The organism is Streptomyces sp. NBC_01591 (genome assembly GCF_035918155.1).
Classification (GTDB): Bacteria; Actinomycetota; Actinomycetes; order Streptomycetales; family Streptomycetaceae; genus Streptomyces.
Genome location: NZ_CP109327.1, coordinates 646,817 through 663,901, shown reverse-complemented (window position 1 = coordinate 663,901; position 17,085 = coordinate 646,817). Strand labels below are relative to the sequence as shown.

Sequence of the window (17,085 nt, the reverse complement as noted above, 5' to 3'; positions counted from 1 at the left end):
CTCACTGCCCGTCGTTGACGGTGGCCTCGGGTACGGCGCTGTCGCCGACTCCCCAGGTGTCGAGGATCTTCTTGTAGCCGCCGTTGTCGATGAGTTCCTGCAGGGCCTTGTGGACGGCGTCACGCAGTCCCCGCTGGCTTTTCGCGGACGCGATGCCCCAGGGAGCGGTGCCGTACTGCTCCGGCAGGACCTCGTACGCGCTGCTCTTCTTCGTGAACATCTTGGCGACGGGATAGTCGACGATGGTTGCGACCGCGCGTCCGCTGTCCAGTTGCAGCAGCCCGGTCGGTGCGTCCTCGCTCTGCGAGATCCGCATCTTCTCCTGGCACTTGGCGTTCTGTTCCTCGCCGATGTGGAGGTTGGAGCTGCCCTTGGCGAGGACGACGGTCTTTCCGCAGAGGTCCGCGAGCGACTTGATGCCCTGCGGGTTGCGCTTCTTCGTCATGATGACGCCGCCGGTGCGGAAGTAGTCGACGAAGTCGACCGCCCGGCGCCGCTGGGCACTGTCGGTCATGGACGACATGACCAGGTCGAACCGTCCGGACTCCAGGCCGGGAATCAGTCCGTCGAATGCGGCATTGGTGAGTTCGAGCTTCAGCTTGAGCCGCTCGGCAATGGCCTTGGCCAGATCGGGGTCGACGCCGGTGAGCCGGGTGGTGCCGGGCGCGTACATCTCCATCGGCGGATAGCCGACCGCGGTGGCCACCCGGAGCACACCCTTCTGCCGGTACTGGGCCGGCAGCAGCTCGGCCGCGGTTCGGCCGGATGCGGCCTGCGACTCGGCTCCGGACGGGGCGTCGCCCTGACCGGAGCGCCCACAGGCGGTGGCCGTGAGGGCCACCACGGCCAGGGCTGCCAGACAGCGCAGAGAACGGGGACGATTCATCGGATTTCTCCCTCACGGGTGGCGGTGCGCCGATGCTGGCAGCCGCACCCCGGTGAATGGAAGATGATGAAGCTATTCATGCCTGACCATCGAAATCTGTACGGGTCCGAGTCCGATGGGTGAGCGAGGATCCTCGACGGGTACGGGGTGAGCGAGGATCCTCAACGGGAATGAGTCATCGCATGCGACGACCGACGGCCACATGGTCATCGGCCCGGCCACCTCAATCGGGTTGACCGACGAGATCCATCACCACCATGCGCGGGCGGGATTCGCGGGCTGACGGCCGTGGGCGCGGTTCAGGCGAGCTGGTCGAGACCGGCGCCGGTCGGCGGCTGAGGGGCGTCGAGGAGCGAGGTGTCCACCTCGCCGACGCCCCAGCCGTAGGCCAGCTTGTGCACTTCCAGTACGAAGAACGAGTCGGTCGAGACGATCCCGTCGATGAGGTGGAGCCTGCGGTTCATCAGATCGGTGAAGTGATCGGTGTCCCGGCAGATAACCTCCGCCATCACGTCGTACGTACCCGCCGTCATGATGACGTAGGAGGTCTCCGGCAGCTCCCGCAGCCGCCTGCACACTTCCTGGGCGCTGCCCGGCGCGACGCGGATGCCGACCATGGCGAACCGGTCGAAGCCGATGGTCAGCGGGTTGGCGATGCCGACGATCTGGAGGGTGCCGTTCTCCTCCATGCGCTGGACGCGGTAGCGCACGGAGGAGGCCGGGATGTCCAGTTCCTCGGCGATCTGGCTGTACGGGCGGCGGCCGTCCGCCTGAAGCGCGGCGATGATCTGACGGTCGGTGTCGTCCAGGGGGCTGCCACCCAGCGTGCTCATGCGGTCGCTCCGGCTCTCATGTACGGCCCGCCACGGCGGGGCGGGCCTGGATCTTCGGTCGTACGGGGCTATCCTGCCCGGCTCAGGAGTCGAAGCCGAGGCCGAGTCGGTCCAGGGTACGCAGCCACAGGTTGCGGTGGCCGTGCGTGTCCTCGCGGGCCATGGACCACCGGGTGGCCTCGACCCCGAGATAGCGCACCGGTTCCGGGGGGAACGGCACCGGGGGGCGACGGATCATGGCGGGCCGGAGCCGCTCCGTACGCCGGCCGGAGAGCAGATCCAGCATGACCTGGGCGCCGTAGCGGGTGGCGCCGACGCCGAGACCGGTGAAGCCGAGGGCGTAGGAGACCCTGCCGTGCGCGGCGGTGCCGGCGAACATGCAGAAGCGGGTGGTGGAGTCGATGACACCGCCCCACGCGTGCGAGAAGCGCACGTCGGCGAGGGCGGGGAAGGCTTCGGCAAACTGGGCGGCGAGGGTGTCGAAGGTGGCGGGACGCTGGGTGAGGCGCTCGTCGACCCGGTTGCCGTAGTGGTAGATGGCGTCGTAGCCGCCGAACAGGATGCGGTTGTCGTCGGTCTTGCGGAGGTAGTGGAACTGGTTTCCGGCATCGGTGATGCCGTGCTCGCCGCTCCAGCCGATGGCGGAGAGCTGATCGGCACTCAGGGGTTCGGTGGTCAGCGCGTAGTCGTAGACCGGAATCATGCTGAGCGAGAGGCGCTTGAGCAGAGGCCGGTAGATGTTGGTGGCGAGGGCGACCTGCCGGGCACCGACCGCGGCGTAGGGGGTCGCGAGGCGGAGCCGGCCTGCATGACGGGTGGTCAGGGCGGTGACCTCGGTGTGCTCGGCGATGCGGACGCCGAGGTCGAGACAGGCGGCGCGCAGCCCCCAGACGAGCCGGGCGGGGTCGAGGAGTGCGTAGTCGGGGGACCAGAGCCCGGCCGTCCAGAGGGGGGAGTCGGCGTAGGACCGCAGTTCGTCACGGTCCAGCAGCCTGGTCTGTTCGCCGAACCGGTGGGCCAGTGCGTGCGCGCCCTTGAGCCCTTCCGCCTGCCAGGGCGTGGCCGCGACGGTGACCTTGCCGCCGCGTACGAACCCGCAGTCGATGCCGTGCGTGTCGAGATCGCGCCGGAAGGCGTCGAAGTTCTCCATGCCGAGGCGGTGCAGCAGCCGGGCCTCGGTGGGCCAGCGGTCGGCGCCGTTGGCGAGGCCGTGAGTGATGCTGGGGGAGCAGAATCCACCGTTCCGCCCGCTGGCCGCGTGGCCGCAGGTGTTCTGTTCGAGGACCAGGACGTCCCGCTCCGGGTGGGCGCGTTTGGCGAGCAGGGCGGTCCACAGCCCGGTGTAGCCACCGCCGACGACGGCGAGATCGCAGGTGGTGTCGGCGGTCAACCGGGGCAGTGGTGCGGGGTGTTCGGGCCGGTCGAGCCAGTAGGGGGCGGCCTTCGTGTCGCGCAGTCGGCTGCGGTGGTCGGTGGGGCGCGGGGCTGCGGTGGTCATGTGGCGGGTACCTCGTTGCCGGCGTGGTGGGGCAGCGCGGGCCGGGACCCCGACGCTGGTCGGGGCCCCGGTCGGCGGACGGTGGGCGGGCGGGGCGGTTCAGAGACTGATGACACCGGTACGGGTGTCGGTCATGTCCATGAGCGTCCATTTGCCGCCGATGCGGCCCCAGCCGGTGGAGCGGCTGCCGGCGCCGCCGAAGGGCATGTTGATGTCCCACCAGTTGTTGCTCTCGTTCACCACGACCTGACCGACGGCCATTTCCTCGATGAAGCGGAAGGCGGAGGTCATGCTGCGGGTGAAGACGGCGCCCTGGAGGCCCAGCTTGTCGTCGTTGGCGATGCGCAGCAGGTCGTCCTCGTCCTGCCCGGTGATGATCGGGACGACCGGTCCGAAGGACTCCTCGCGGGAGAGCAGGCTGTCCTCGGGCACCCCGTCCACCACGGTGAACTCGTAGTAGAGGTCGGTGGGGTGGCCCGAGGCGCGCTTGCCGCCGAGCAGGATGCGCGCGCCGCGCTCGCGGGCGTCGGCCATGTGACGGTCCATCTTGGCCGCGACGCCCTCGTTGTTGAGCGGGCCGAGCACCGTCTTGGGGTCGAACGGGTCGCCGAGGGTGATGCGTTGGGCCTCGCGGAGCACGGCCTCGACGAACTCGTCGTGGATGTCGGCGTGCACGATGACGCGTTCGGTGGCGCAACAGACCTGCCCGGCGCACGGGTAGGCGCCGTCCACAGCGGCCTTGGCGGCGGCTTCGACATCGGCGTCCGCGAGGACGACGAGCGGCCCGTTGCCCGAGCACTCCATGATGGAGCGCTTGAGTCCGGCGGCGGACTGGATCTTCGCGCCGGTCGCGGAGGAGCCGATGAACCCGATTGCGTGGATGCCCTCGTGGCGTACCAGAGCGTCGCCGATGTCGCCCTCTCCGGGCACGATGTTGACCAGGCCATCGGGCAGACCGGCGGCGACGAACGCCTCCATCGCCCTGAGGACGGTGAGCGGGGTGTTGGCAGGCGGCTTGACGACATGGGCGTTGCCGGTGGCGAGACCGGGGGCGACGAACTCCGCGAGCATCAGCAGCGGGAAGTTCCAGGGCGTGATGATGCCCCATGTGCCCACCGGGCGCTGGAAGGTGAACATCCGCTTGGTGTTGTCGGTGGAGGGCAGCGTCTCGCCGTGCAGCCGTACGGCGTCCTCGGCGTGGAGGTGGAAGAGTTTGGCCGCCTCCTCGATGTCGGCGATGGACTCGGCGAGCGGCTTGCCCTGCTCCAGGGACTGGAGGCGGGCGAGCTCGTCCACGCGCTTGCTCAGCTCCGTACCGATGCGGTGGCAGAGCTCGGCGCGGGTCCACACATTGGTCGAGGCCCAGCCGGCCTGGGCCTCGTTCGCGGCACGCACCGCCGCGTCGACATCGGCGGCCGAGGGCAGCGGGAAGGTGCCCACGACTTCGCCCGTCGCGGGGCTGATGACCTCGTGGGTGGTCCCGGAGGTGCCGTCGGTGCGGACGCCGTTGATGAAGAGCTGGTGCCGGTCGGCGGTCGGGGTGGTCATGCGTTGGCCTCTCTGTCCTGACCTGACCGGGGACGGGCGCGTCGGCTCTGGGCCGCGCCGTCCCGGGTCCGGTGCGAAGCGATGACTGGAGAGTCGCTGAGCAAACAGAAACTGTCAAGACTGCGTAATCAGCAAAACTGGAAGTCGATCATTGCTTGTTCATGAGTATTGACAGGTGTTTTTCGCTTCATCTATAACCAGGCCCCATCGACTCCCGTGTCTGCGCCCACCCTGAGGGGAACGCCATGCCATCTCAGCCCCAGACCCCGGCCCCGCCCTCCTCGGACCCTTCGGACTCCTCGGCGACGGTGGGTGCGTCCGCTCCCGCACTGCCGAAGAAGATGAGCTGGTTCGACGGATTCGCCATGTCGTTGACCATGCCGGCGGCACTCATCGCCTCGCTCGGCGCCTCCATCGGCGGCCTCGGCGCCTGGGGCGCGATCGCCCTGTGGGCGGCCTCGATGGTGCTGGCCACCGCCACCAACTGGATCTACACCGAGATGGCCGCGATGTTCCCCGACTCCTCCGGCGGAATCGCCCACTACGCCACCGAGGGCTGGAAGAAGCGGGCGCCCGTGGTGGGCCCGATCGCGAGCATCGGCTACTGGTTCCCCTGGACCACCGCCCTCGCCGTCTACTCCGGACTCATCGGCTCGTTCGTCCGGGCCCAGTGGTTCCCCGGCCAGGACTGGAGCGTGGAATTCGGGCCGGTGAAGGTGGACTTCCCCATAGCCGTGGGCCTGATCGTGATGCTGCTGCTGTTCGGCGCGGCGATGATCGGCCTGCACGTCGCCATGTGGGTCGTCTACGTCACCGGCGGTGCGCTGCTCATACCGCTCGCCGTCTTCATCGTGCTCCCGCTCTTCTCCGGTGACTGGAGCGCGCAGGGCCTGCACTGGAATCTGCACGGTGCCGCGGGACTGCGCGAGGCGCTGGTATGGCTCTACGTCATGGCGTGGACGTCCTTCGGCGTGGAGGTGTGCGCGACCTTCGCCCCCGAGTACAAGGACACGGTGCGCGACACCTCCCGCGCCCTGCGCGCCGGTGTGCTGTTCTCCCTCGGCGTCTTCATCCTGCTGCCGCTGACCCTGTCGGGGTACGTAGGCGAGAAGGCCATCGGCGAGGAGCCCACCACCTTCTTCATCGGCGCCTTCCAGGATCTGGTGGGCGGCGCCTCCGACCTCATGGTGGTCTTCCTCATTGCCTCGCTGCTACTCATCATGATCACCGGTCTCGCCGACGGTTCCCGGGTTCTGTACGAGATGGGCAAGTCGGGGCTCACCGTCAAGCAGGTGGGAGTCCTCAACAAGCGCGGGGTGCCGGCTCGGGCGTTGCTCGTGGCCCTGGTGCTGAACGTCTTCGTGCTGACGGTGCTTCAGACCCCGCTGGCCATCATCGTCACCGGCAACCTGGGATACATCCTCACCCATGTGCTGGCGGTCTCCGGCTTCGCGCTGCTGCGCAAGGACCGGCCCGACGCCGTGCGGCCCATCCGGCTGCCCCGGTTCTTCGTACCACTGGCCTGGACGCTCGCCGGATTCCTCACCGTGGTGCTGGTGGTGGGCGCGACCGGCTTCTCCATCACCGGATATGGCGGCTACATCGAACTGGGCGTGGCTCTCGCGGTCCTGATCGCTGCCGTACTTCTGTGGCTGTACCGGACCAAGGTGCAGGACCGGCACGCCGCCGCCGACGGTCCTGCCTGACCGGGCCGGGGCGCCGGGCGACGTCCACTCCCTTGATGCGTGCGGATCAGCGGGTGACGGGCGGCCTGTATCTGTTGCCCGACCCGCTTGCGCAACTGCGCGCTGTGCGGCCCGGACCCGCTCTGACCCCAGCAACACCCGGCGCTCGGCTCTTCTCGCGGTGAACAGGGCCCGGCCCGGGTGGGCCCGGTTCGCGCAATTCGCTGCAACTTCGTGGCGGCGGCATCCCACGGCTCATCATGCTGAATCCCGCAGTGGAGCATCGAGACAGGGGGCACAGGCATGACGGGTGCGGACGACGTGGCGGCGAGCGGCGAAGACGGCCCGGGAGGTCGAGCAGCAGCTGGCCTCCGATGACGGCTGTCCGGTGACAGTGCCATATCTTCCGCACCTCGGCTGCATCTGGGATCGGCGCGCCTCCGGTCAGCACCTGCATTCAAAGAATCAGCACGATGGCGGCGCTGATGCCACCGACACACAGGGCGAAGGCGGCTTCTGTCCAGCCACCCTTCCCCCAGCGGAAGGGCCTGTCGAGGGCGAGTTGGCCGGGTCCGATGGCAGCGATGGCCAGCGCCACAACCGCGATGCACACATTGAACTCGACGCCGCCTTGTGTACTCCACAGGCCATGTGCCGCGGTGACGGTCACCATGGCATTGATCATCACGCCGATCAGTGCAGCCGATGCCAATGGGGTGAACAGTCCCAGAGCCAGGCCGAGGCCCCCGAGGACCTCGGAGCCGCCGCCGATGGCGGCATAGACCACCCCGGGGTGGTAGCCCAGAGCGGCGAATCCTTTGCCCGTCTCGGTGAGACCGTCACCGCCGAATATCCCGAAGAGTTTTTGGCATCCGTGCCCTGCCATGAAGAGACCGAAGGTGAGTCTGATGAGGAGCAGACCGCAGTCGCCCGCGGAGACCGAAGCCTGCGCCGGTACACGCGCCGCGGACTGGGGCGGGGCGCGCAGTTTCGTATCGATGAACTTCACCGGGGGCTCCCTCTCTGGTCCGAACCCCCCGGGGCGGCGCCGACCGACCGCCCGGGACACTGCAGGATCGGCCGCACCGCGGCGAGCGCATGCCAGGCAGGGAGTACCACAGCGCTCCCGGGAGGCGGCCGGACCGCAGAAAGCCAACTGGACTGTCGCCCCCGCTCAGGCCGCCGGTCGTTTCCCATTGAACTACGTGACGTCTTGAAGTACGTGACGTCGGCTTGTCATTCCAAGCTTTATCCCTTCCCCAGCCGCTATCAACCCTGGAGCGGGAGAGAGTGCGCGGTATCAGCAGGCGCAAGGAGAAGCGACTGCTTCCGGCGCGGGGCAGGCAGGTGACGCATCGGTCACCTGCTCGAACGCCTGCCGCACCGCTGTGACCCCCGCCCCCGTGGCGGTGGAAGGGACTCCAAATTCCCCTGTCGGGTATGCGGCCGCCCGGTCACATCGTCGACAGGACCCCGCAGCGATCGCGTACGCCATTACCCGGCCGGACCAGGTCGACGTAAACAGTTCGTGGTACGGCACACCACCCAGCGGTGACGGCCGCGCGCCCCGGTAGCCCCTTCAGGACGCTATCGGGGCCGATGGCGGCCGGGGGACGCGCTCGACGGCGCGCACCACGAACTGCCGGTAGGCGACAGCGATTCGGCTGTGCTCCTTGGTCAGCCCTTTGCCGCCGGACCGACCGTGATACAGCTGCCTGGGCCCCAACCCAATGGCGATCCTGGTACGAGGTGGACCACCCGTCCTTGAGATGAACTCGCGGAGCGGGGGCTTTGAAGGCAAGTCCCTCGCCTCCATGCGGAACTGGTTCCTCGACGACTAGTTGCCCATGCCGACGAGGAAAGCCACGGAGCACAGCCGCGCCCCAGCCGACAAGACCGACTGAAACCCTACGATCGGCTCACTCCGAGCTGGCGTGCTGCTGCCTCGACCGTCTGCGCAAGGAGTACGGCGATGGTCATGGGCCCCACGCCGCCGGGGACAGGGGTGATCAGACCGGCCCGGTCCCTGGCAGACTCGAAGTCCACGTCCCCGACGTTGCCCGGGTTGTATCCCGCGTCGATCACAACCGCACCGGGCTTGATGTCCGCACCGGTGATGAAGCACGGTCGTCCGACGGCTGCGACCAAGACGTCTGCCTGCCGGGCGATCTCGGACAGGCCGGAGGTACGTGAGTGGCAGTAGGTAACCGTGGCATTCCTCCCGAGGAGGAGCATGCCCGCGGGCCTTCCCAGGATGGGACTGCGTCCCACCACGACCGCGTGCTTGCCTGCAAGGTCCACGCCGTACTCCTCCAGCAGACGCATGATTCCTCCGGGGGTGCAGGACACGAAGCCGGGTAGGCCGAAGCTCATCGCTGCGAAAGAGTGCATAGTCACCCCGTCGACGTCCTTATCCGGAGCGATTGCCTCGAAGGCAGCGCGTTCGTCGATGTGTGGTCCGACGGGATGCTGCAGCAGGATTCCGTGCACGCGGGGATCGTCCGAGAGTTCGGTGACTCTTTCGATCAGGCCACTGGTGCTGACCGAAGCGGGCAGGGCCACATGCCGTGACTCGATACCCGCCTTCTCGCACCGGGCGCGCTTCATCCGGACATAGGTCACCGAGGCCGGATCTTCTCCGACCAGGACGGTGGCCAGACACGGGGCTGTCCCAGTGCGCCGGTGAATTTCGGCAGCGGTTGCAGAGCTGGTTTCGATGATGCGGCGGGCAAGGCCAGTGCCGTCCATCAGTCGAGCTGTCTGTGTCCGAGCCACGTGCCACTCCTGAGCCGCACAGTGAGTTGCCCAGGCGCACGGCATCGACAGAGTGTCAGACCGCTCCCCGGTGGTACTCCACCTCAGCGCCAGTCACGGCCCACCCCTCACCTTAGTAGAGCGGGCGTCGGCACACGCAGCCTCTGCAGCATCCTCACTCCCGTGCGCCGCCGATCCCTCACCCACGGAACCAGACCAGCGGCTTCCCCGGCTTGAGGACTTAGATAGATCGGTTGGACAAAACCACCGGCACATCGTCGAGACACCCGGCCAAATCCGCAGGTCACGCCGTTACGGGCCGACAAGACTGACCGGTACCCACACTCGCAGCCGTCACCGCCGGACCGACCCTGCCCTGGAGCTCAGGTGTCGTCGAGGGCCACGTCAGCCGCATCAAAGTGATCAAGAGGCGGATGTACGGACGCGCCGGCTTCAAGCTGCTAAGCAAGCGGGTAATGCTCGCGGGCTGAGCCGATCGGTACAGCGACCGGCTACTTGAGAAGCCGGTCGCCAGGCTGTTCTGCCCAGGCCCGGAGGAACTCCGCCGAGCCGTAAGCGGCCGGCCACGGATCCGTCATCAGGGCGACCACGCCCGGAAGGCCCGCCACTCGGGTTCGGTGCCGAAGTTCAGGAGGCCGAGGGCTTCGTGCACGGTGTCCTGCAACTCGCGCATCAGGCGCACGAAGCCGTCGTCCACCGTCAGTTCGCTGCCGGCGAGCCGCACGGCCGGGTTGTGGTACGCGTTGAACGCGGTGATCACCGGGACAAGGCCGCTGAAGGTCTTGCGCATGGCGGGCTCGACGGGGGAGAGCAGCGCATCCGCGGTCTCCACCGCCTGGACGGGCGCGCTCCTCGGGAAGCTCCCCTGGAGAGTGCGGTGCAGGGGCGACCGGGAGACGCCGGACAGTTTCTCAAGGCGGCGCGGGCTGGGCGCGCCCGCAGCGCTGTACAGCTCCTCCACCCTGCGTTGCACCCCGCCGGGGGTCTGGTGGGGAAACGGAGCGGATGGCGCTCTCGGGGCGGAGGGGGTCTGCTGCCGCGCGACCGCGTCCACCGTGGCGGCCCGCCGCAGGTGACGCACCCGGGCCCACTCGTCCCGCGGTGTGCCGCAGGCTCCCGCAGCTCGGAGGCCGGGAGCGCCTGTCCGTTCAGGACTCGGGACAGGGTCGCCGGGCTGTAGGACGAACAGTCGTGCAGCCGGGATGGGTGAGTCCTCTTCCCGCTCGTAACTGCCGTAGGGAGGCAGCGAGTTCGATTCAGCCGCAGCGGTACCTGACCGCCATTGCGTGAAACACCTTCTTCGGTTCCCATCGGGTCTCGTCGAGCATGCGGACCACGCCGTAGGAGCCGAGGTCCGCGTCTCCGGGCCTGCTGTAACCGGCAAAGGTGAACCAGAGTGCGGTGTCCACACCTTCCTCTTCGAAGATGTCCTGCAGCTCGGTGAGGTAGCGAACCTGTTCATCCTCGTCCGGCACCGCATCGTGTGGTACCTGCCAGGCCGAGCCGCCGCGCTCGCCCGCGCCCCGGTAGGCGCAGGTTCCGTACTCGGTCACCGCAACGGGCTTGCCGTGTGCGAGGTGCCCCCGCAGTTCGGACCGGAAGGTGTCGGCGTTGTGGGCGGCGCGATAGGCATCGATGCCGACGAGGTCGAACGGGCGCCAGTCGACGAACTCCCAGGGAGCCGAGGCGTACGTGATGCGCCCGCCGAAGTGTGCACGTACCGTTTTGGCGGCTTGCGCCAGGAAGTCGTTGAGACGTTCCTGCACCGGGCCAAGGCCGTTCCACCACTCCATGTCGGCCTCAGCCATGGCCCGCAGGCGGTCGCCGTAGGTTTCACCCGGGATGAAGCCATCGCAGAACGCGCTCATCTCGCAGCCCGCGACGAACACCACTTCGGCACCGCTCAGTCGTACGGCTTCGGCCCGGCGGGCACAGTCGGCGAAGAACGGCAGCAGCAAGTCGGCGGAAAGGTCGACGGGGAACGGGGCGAACCACACCTCGAGGCCGACGGCCGCCGCACAGCGGGCGGCGATGCTCAGCCGTTCGGGATCACGGCCGGAGACGCGTACGGCATCGCAGTGCAGCTCGTCGGACATCACCGCCATGTCATGCTGGACCGTTTCGTGGGTGAAGGTCTTGCGGGAGAGGTCCTGGCCCGGGAGAAACCCGGTGTCGTAGTTGATGCCCCGTGCGCGCACGTCACTGTCCCTTCAGGTGGTGCTTCAGCCGGCCGATGCCGTGTTCCAGCAGGGCGAAGGCGAGCTCGGTGTCCTCGGCCAGGGAGCGGACCGCGTTCTGTGGCGATGCGCCGTCGGTCATGAGCTGGAAGTAGGACTCCCGGAGGGTGAGCGTGGTCGCCGCGATTTGAGCCGCCACCAGGGCGGCCGCCGTCTCGCCGTACTCCTCCGTCAGTACGTCGGCGAGCGCCCGGCGTTGCTGGTGGATCAGGGCGTTCGCGGCTCCGCTGAGCGCGGGGCTGTCGGAGATCACGCGCATCTGGGCGAGCACTTCGCCCCGGTCCGTCGCTGCCATCTGCCCGGCCACGAACGCCTTGTAGTGGGCCCGCAGCGCCTGGAGCGGGGAGTGCCCTGCCGGCCGCCGGGCGACGATCTCGGCCAGGTTCTCCTGCCCCACGCCCTGCAGCGCGAGCGACTCCTTGCTGGGGAAGTACATGAAGAGGGTGGCCTTGGCGACTTCGGCGGCCTCGGCGATTTCATTGACCGTCACGTCATCGAAGCCGCGCTCGGCGAACAACTGCCATGCCACAGCGGTGATCCGCTGCCTCGTCTGTTCCTTCTTGCGCTCGCGAAGCCCTGCCATGCGGAAAAAAATAACCAGACTCGGGCCAGAATCGAACCAGGTACGGAAATTAGGCGGATCGCCATCGGGGCGAAGAGGCATCAGGAGCACAGGGCGAAGCGCCTTGTCTGAGGCGAATTTCTCGTGTCTCCGCCGTGCTGCTACTCCTCGTCGATGGGAGCGTCCGGGGCGATGTGTCGGTGGCCTCGGAGAGCTTGACGACCTCGGCAGGGGCGTTGCGGCTGGACACCGGGCCGTCGCCCAGCTGACCGGAACCGTTGCTCCCCAGGACGGCAGAGTGCGCCTGGTGGCACGGGTGTTCCTGGTCGAAAATCCGTCTACCAGGAGCTTGGTCGCTCCGTACAGTCTCGTGCCGCCAACAGCCCGGGGGTCTTCGACGCCTACAGACGGACCGTGCCGCAGCCCTTACCCCCGAAGCCGGCGGCGGACCAGGACCCGGCCCACCCATTAGGGATTCGGGCCGTTGCCGGACCGAGCAGGCCGGAAATCGTAGACGTACAGGCCTCTTTCCCCGCCGACCGCCAGGAACCGGCCGTCCGGCCGCCAGCTGCAGGACCGCAGCGGGGCTTCGGTGCGCTGGGCTGCCACCAGGTGTCCGCTCGCGCGGTCCCAGACACGGACGGTGGCGTCCGCTCCCGCGGAGGCGATCCACCGCCCGTCCGGAGAGGTCGCCACCGAGCGGACCGGTCGGCCGTCGCCGGTCTCCAGCGCCCGGTAGGCCCCGGATCGCGGGTTCCAGAGGCGCACCGTGCCGTCTTCGCCCGCGCCGAACAGCCAACGCCCGTCCGGTGCGACCGACAGGGCCACCACCGCTCCGGATCCGCCGGTCAGCCGGGTGACCGGGGTGCGGGTGGCAAGGTCCCAGACGGTCACCACGCCTTCGTCCCCGGCGGTTGCGATTCTCGTTCCGTCGGGGAAGACCGCAATCGAGCGGGCGGGTCCTGCACCGGACAGCTCGCCCAACAGCCGGCCCGACCGGGGGTCCCACAGCCGTGGGACGCCGTCCGGTCCCGCGCCGACCAGCCAGGAGCCGTCCGGGGCGGCCGCCAGGGCGTCGAGGCCGTCCGGGCGGTTTCTGATCGTGGTCAGGACGGCCCCGTCGGCGGGGTCCCAGACCACTGCGTACTCACCCTCCGCCGAGGCCGCCAGCCAGGAGCCGTCGGGTGCCCACGCCAGCGAGCGTCCGGGAGACCGCAGGCCGCTGAGCAGCTGAGCCTCGGTGCCGTTCACCGTCTCGTGGATCCGTACCGTGGTGTCGAGCCTGGCGGTGGCCAGGCGTGCGCCGTCGTGCGCGTACCCGACGGCAGCCACGGCCCCGCTCGGTTCGTTGGGTTCCGCCACCGAGGGCTCGGGCGGGACTTCCCACAGCCGGACGGTGCCGTCCCGCCCGGTGCCGGCGAGCCAGGAGCCGTCGGGGGCGGCCACCAGCGAGGTGATGGCTCCGGCGTGTCCCCGCAGAACGGCGAAGGCGCGTCTGTCGGAGAGCCGCCACAGGCGCACGAGCCCGTTGCTGCTGCCCGTGGCATACCAGTTGCCGGAGGGCGCTACGGTCAGTGCCTCGCCCCTGTCGGCCCTGGTGGTGAGCAGCTCGGTCTCCCGCAGGCGGGGCTCCTGTGGCGCACTGTGACCGGTGAGGTCGTAGCGTCGGATCCAGCCCGACGAGTCGGCGATGACCAGGAAGGCGCCGTCTGCGGAGAAGGCGATGATGCGCGCGGGGTCCAAGGACAGGCACACCTGCACCGTTTGCGTGTGTGTGACCGTGTCCCACACCCGTACCCAGCCGTCTCGGCAGGCCACTGCGAGGAGACGGCTGTCGGGTGAGACGGCCAGTGGCCGGCGTCCGCTACGGTGCGCAGCGACTTGGAAGGGATGGTGCAGGTAGGCGATCGACGACCTGTCGCCGATGTGTATGTGCCCGCGCCCGTCGGTCACCGCGTACCAGTGCCCCTGTGGTGCGACCACCACATGCCGCGCTTCCTCGGGGCAGACGAAGAGGACCTCGGCAGGGCGTCCGCCCCGCGGGTCGACACTGAGAACGGCGAAACCGGCGACGACCGTCAGCGAACCGTCGTCCGGGTGGGGTACCAGGGCGCCGATGCGGCCGGCGTCGATGAACTCCCGTGCCAGTACCGCGTGAGTGGATGCGTCACGGATCACCACCTCGCCGGCGGCGTCGCCGGTCGCCACCCAGGTCCCGGCCGGATCGATCGCCACTGAGAGCAGCGGATTGCCCGGCTGGGCGAGCGTCTGCAGCAGGTGCGGGTCCGGGAGGTCCGGGAGCGGCCAATGAGGGACGAGCTGCGGCCGGAGGCCGATGTCCGCCGCCCAGCGGGCCGCGATCTGGTGGTCCCAGTGGGGCAGTTGGGCGAGCCGGCCGTGCAGCACCGAGGCGAGCATCTGCGGGGAATCCAGAGGGGCGAGCAGAGGGGCGGCGCGGGTGAGGTCGCGGGCCAGGGCGGCGGCGGTGGGGGTGGGGATGCGGGCGAGGTCGCTCGACGGGGCGGCGGGGCCGCGCTGGTGCAGCCGCGCCTCCACCCAGCCGAGGTCCCCCGCGAGCCGTTCGGCCCGGCTGTCCTGGCCGGCGGCCAGCAGGTGCTCGACCGCGTGGTCGAGCAGGTACCCGTCCTGGACGGACTGCAGGTCGTCCGGGAGCGTGGCGTCTATCAGGACGGCGTGGAGGCGGCGCAGATCGACCTGGCCCAATTCGCTGCGCAGATAGTCACGGAGCACGTCGTGGAGGACGATCCGCCCTCCGTTCACTGGGCTGAGGGTGACCAGGGAGAGACGGTCCAACAGTGCGCACAGCTCGCGCGCCGGCAACTCGGCCAGGCCGGCCGTGGCCTGCCAGAGCCGGACGACCAGGGGCACCGGGATGGACTCGTCCTCGATGAACACGGACAGCTCGGCCAGTCGGCGGGCGCCCCCCTCCGGGAGCAGGGTGATGCCGGCTTCGACGGTCGCCCGGACAGCACGTGATCGGCGGGCCGGGTCATCGAGGTCGAGTGGCTCGGCCGGAGGCTCCCCCAGCGCGGGCCCCTGGGTTCGCAGTCCCTCCAGGGCATGCCGGGCGGCCGCCACCGGATCGGCTCCTGTGGCGATCAGGCGTGCGATGAGGCGGTTTGTCAGCCGCAGCAACAGTGCCCACCGGCCCGTGGCGCGCAGCAGCCCGGCGACGAGGTCCTCCGGCAGGCCGGGCAGCTCCCAGGTGAGAACGGCCCGGGCCTGTTCCGGGGACATCTCGTCCACCCGTACGCGCGCCGAGCCCGGCGGCAGGACGGCTGGGACCCGAGTGGTCACCAGGCGCACGCAGTTCCGGCCGCTCCGCAGAAACGGTGCGAGCTGATCCGGCTCCCACACGTCGTCCAGGACGAGCAGGGTCCGCGGCCGCCTGGACAGGAGCCGCCACAGATGGTCACCGGCCCGGTCGGGGTCGTCGAAGGCGGTGGTGTCACCGGTGATGAAGGCGGTGGCCTCCGCGACCTTGGCGGCGATGGCCGCTCGCCCCCGGACGTCCCTGCCGACAGTCACCGTGTAGACGCGGTTCCGAAACCGGCGCCGCACCTGACGATTTGAGCAGACCAGGGTGGCGAGGGTGCTCTTGCCGAAGCCGCCCGCGCCTTCGAGGGATGTGGTGATGCCCACGTCCGCGGCTTCGGGGGCGCAGACGGCGGCCACGGCACGGCGGCTCTCCTCGCGATCCACCACCCAGGCCGGGACGGCGGGGGCGGCGGGCGGCGGCGGGTCCTCGTCAACCGTGGGCCTGCCACCGAAGGCCGCGACCGCAGCCAGCGCCATCGCCATGACACCCAACACGCCCACCCAGGGCCACGGGTCGGTCCGGAGGGTATCGAGGAGACCTGGCCAACGGGCTTGGGACGTCGCAGCGTTGGCCGCGAGCGAGGCCAGTACCGCCACTGCGGCCGTCAACGCCCCCGCCAGGCATAAGGTCGCCGTCCTCACGACGCGTCGCATCGCCCCACCCCCTGGCCGCCGATGCTAGCGAGGAACCCCCGCGCACAGGGCGTGAGCGGTTGGATCGGCCGGACTGGACGAGGATCACCAACAGGTGATGCCACATGACTGCGCGCGGGCGCACCGAGCACCTGGTCCGGCGCCGGCGCGAACTGACCCGCCCCACCAGCCAGTGCCGTGCATGGATCCGGTGGTGATGGCCGCCGCGATCATCATGCGGTTGCAGGCGGTGGTCTCCCGGGAGGTCGGCGCGACCCAGATGGCTGTGGTCACCGTGGGCTCGATACACGCCGGGGCGAAGGAGAACATCATCCCGGAGACCGCCGAGCTGAAGATTAATATCCGCAGCGCCAACCCGGCGGTGCAGGAGAAGACCGTCGCCGCGGTGAAACAGATCATCCGGGCCGAGGCCACGGCGTCCGCCGCGCCGCGCGAGCCGGAGATCACCGACCTGCACAGCTTCCCGGTGACGGTCAACGAACCCGCGGCCACCGACACGGTGCTTGCGGCGATGGCCCGGGTCGTGGGGCCCGAGCGAGCCTTCACGCTGCCGCAGCCGCTCACCGGCAGCGAGGACTTCGGCACCTTCGGCACGGCGCTGGGCGTCCCGTCGGTGTTCTGGCACTTCGGCGCGCTGGACCCTGCCCTGTTCGCCGGGTTCCGGCCGGAGGATCTGGCCGAAGAAGGCCTTCCGGCGGACATACCCGGCAACCACTCGCCCGGGTTCGCGCCGCTCGCCGAACCCACGCTGAAGGTCGGCGTACGGCTGATGCTGAGCGCCGCCTCCGAGTGGCTCGCCCGCCCCAGCAGCTGAACGGGTACCAGCAGCTGCACGGACAGCAGCAGTTGAGCGGCTGGAGCAGTTGGACGGACAGCCGCAGGTCGGCGGCCTGCCCGGTCGCGGCGGTACGCAGGGCGACCGATCCACCCGCCGGTCCGGCGGCCAAGAGCGCCGGCCCGGTGGGTTCTTTGCTGTGCCGTGCGGACCGACTCGGAGCCCGCTCCTCGGCCGGCAGCGGATTTCCTGCGGACAGACCCGCTTCCGTGAGGGAACTCTGTGAAATCGGT

13 protein-coding genes and 1 riboswitch are annotated in these 17,085 nt (G+C 69.3%); of the genes, 2 read left to right on the top strand and 11 right to left on the bottom strand.

The features are described 5' to 3' along the window. Position 1 precedes the first annotated feature (1 nt). The 4 genes from OG978_RS03290 to OG978_RS03275 all read right to left on the bottom strand — a co-directional run bounded on the left by OG978_RS03290 (position 2) and on the right by OG978_RS03275 (position 4,765). The gene (locus OG978_RS03290) at positions 2-886 is read right to left on the bottom strand and encodes an ABC transporter substrate-binding protein (RefSeq protein WP_326763705.1); all 885 of its coding nucleotides are present in this window, start codon (positions 884-886) and stop codon (positions 2-4) included. A 299-nt stretch (positions 887-1,185) separates the two neighbouring features. After that, a complete protein-coding gene (locus OG978_RS03285; RefSeq protein WP_326763704.1) occupies positions 1,186-1,719 on the bottom strand; it encodes an Lrp/AsnC family transcriptional regulator in 534 nt (177 codons plus the stop codon). 82 nt (positions 1,720-1,801) lie between these two features. Then, a complete protein-coding gene (locus tag OG978_RS03280) occupies positions 1,802-3,217 on the bottom strand; it encodes an NAD(P)/FAD-dependent oxidoreductase (RefSeq protein WP_326763703.1) in 1,416 nt (471 codons plus the stop codon). Between the two features lie 99 nt (positions 3,218-3,316). Further along, entirely contained in the window at positions 3,317-4,765 is a 1,449-nt protein-coding gene (locus OG978_RS03275) for an aldehyde dehydrogenase family protein (RefSeq protein ID WP_326763702.1), read from the bottom strand. Positions 4,766-5,130: 365 nt separating this feature from the next. Here OG978_RS03275 and OG978_RS03270 point away from each other — a divergent pair, with 365 nt between their 5' ends. Then, positions 5,131-6,471, top strand: coding sequence for an APC family permease (locus OG978_RS03270; RefSeq protein WP_326763701.1), 1,341 nt, complete (start codon positions 5,131-5,133; stop codon positions 6,469-6,471). Positions 6,472-6,907: 436 nt separating this feature from the next. On the opposite strand, the gene OG978_RS03265 is transcribed toward OG978_RS03270, so the two are convergent. From OG978_RS03265 to OG978_RS03240, 7 genes are all read right to left on the bottom strand, one after another. Next, positions 6,908-7,336, bottom strand: a complete 429-nt coding sequence (locus OG978_RS03265; protein WP_442817817.1) for a DoxX family protein — start codon at positions 7,334-7,336, stop codon at positions 6,908-6,910. Positions 7,337-8,358: 1,022 nt separating this feature from the next. Then, a complete protein-coding gene (locus tag OG978_RS03260) occupies positions 8,359-9,198 on the bottom strand; it encodes a bifunctional 5,10-methylenetetrahydrofolate dehydrogenase/5,10-methenyltetrahydrofolate cyclohydrolase (RefSeq protein ID WP_442817647.1) in 840 nt (279 codons plus the stop codon). Between the two features lie 48 nt (positions 9,199-9,246). After that, a riboswitch (ZMP/ZTP riboswitch) is annotated at positions 9,247-9,332 on the bottom strand. Between the two features lie 384 nt (positions 9,333-9,716). Beyond that, on the bottom strand, positions 9,717-9,803 hold the full coding sequence (locus tag OG978_RS48215; RefSeq protein ID WP_442817816.1) for a hypothetical protein: 87 nt from the start codon (positions 9,801-9,803) through the stop codon (positions 9,717-9,719). After that, a complete protein-coding gene (locus OG978_RS03255) occupies positions 9,803-10,198 on the bottom strand; it encodes a hypothetical protein (RefSeq protein ID WP_326763700.1) in 396 nt (131 codons plus the stop codon). The genes OG978_RS48215 and OG978_RS03255 overlap by 1 nt, the downstream gene beginning before the upstream one ends. Before the next feature lie 283 nt (positions 10,199-10,481). Then, entirely contained in the window at positions 10,482-11,423 is a 942-nt protein-coding gene (locus OG978_RS03250; RefSeq protein ID WP_326763699.1) for a hypothetical protein, read from the bottom strand. A gap of 1 nt (position 11,424) precedes the next feature. Beyond that, complete coding sequence (locus OG978_RS03245) at positions 11,425-12,045, bottom strand: TetR/AcrR family transcriptional regulator (protein WP_326763698.1); 621 nt, start codon at positions 12,043-12,045, stop codon at positions 11,425-11,427. Between the two features lie 447 nt (positions 12,046-12,492). Further along, the gene (locus OG978_RS03240) at positions 12,493-15,840 is read right to left on the bottom strand and encodes an NB-ARC domain-containing protein (RefSeq protein ID WP_326763697.1); all 3,348 of its coding nucleotides are present in this window, start codon (positions 15,838-15,840) and stop codon (positions 12,493-12,495) included. Positions 15,841-16,198: 358 nt separating this feature from the next. On the opposite strand from OG978_RS03240, the gene OG978_RS03235 reads away from it, so the two are divergent. Then, positions 16,199-16,831: a M20/M25/M40 family metallo-hydrolase gene (locus OG978_RS03235; RefSeq protein ID WP_326763696.1), complete on the top strand. Its 633-nt coding sequence runs from the start codon at positions 16,199-16,201 to the stop codon at positions 16,829-16,831. Positions 16,832-17,085: the final 254 nt, after the last annotated feature.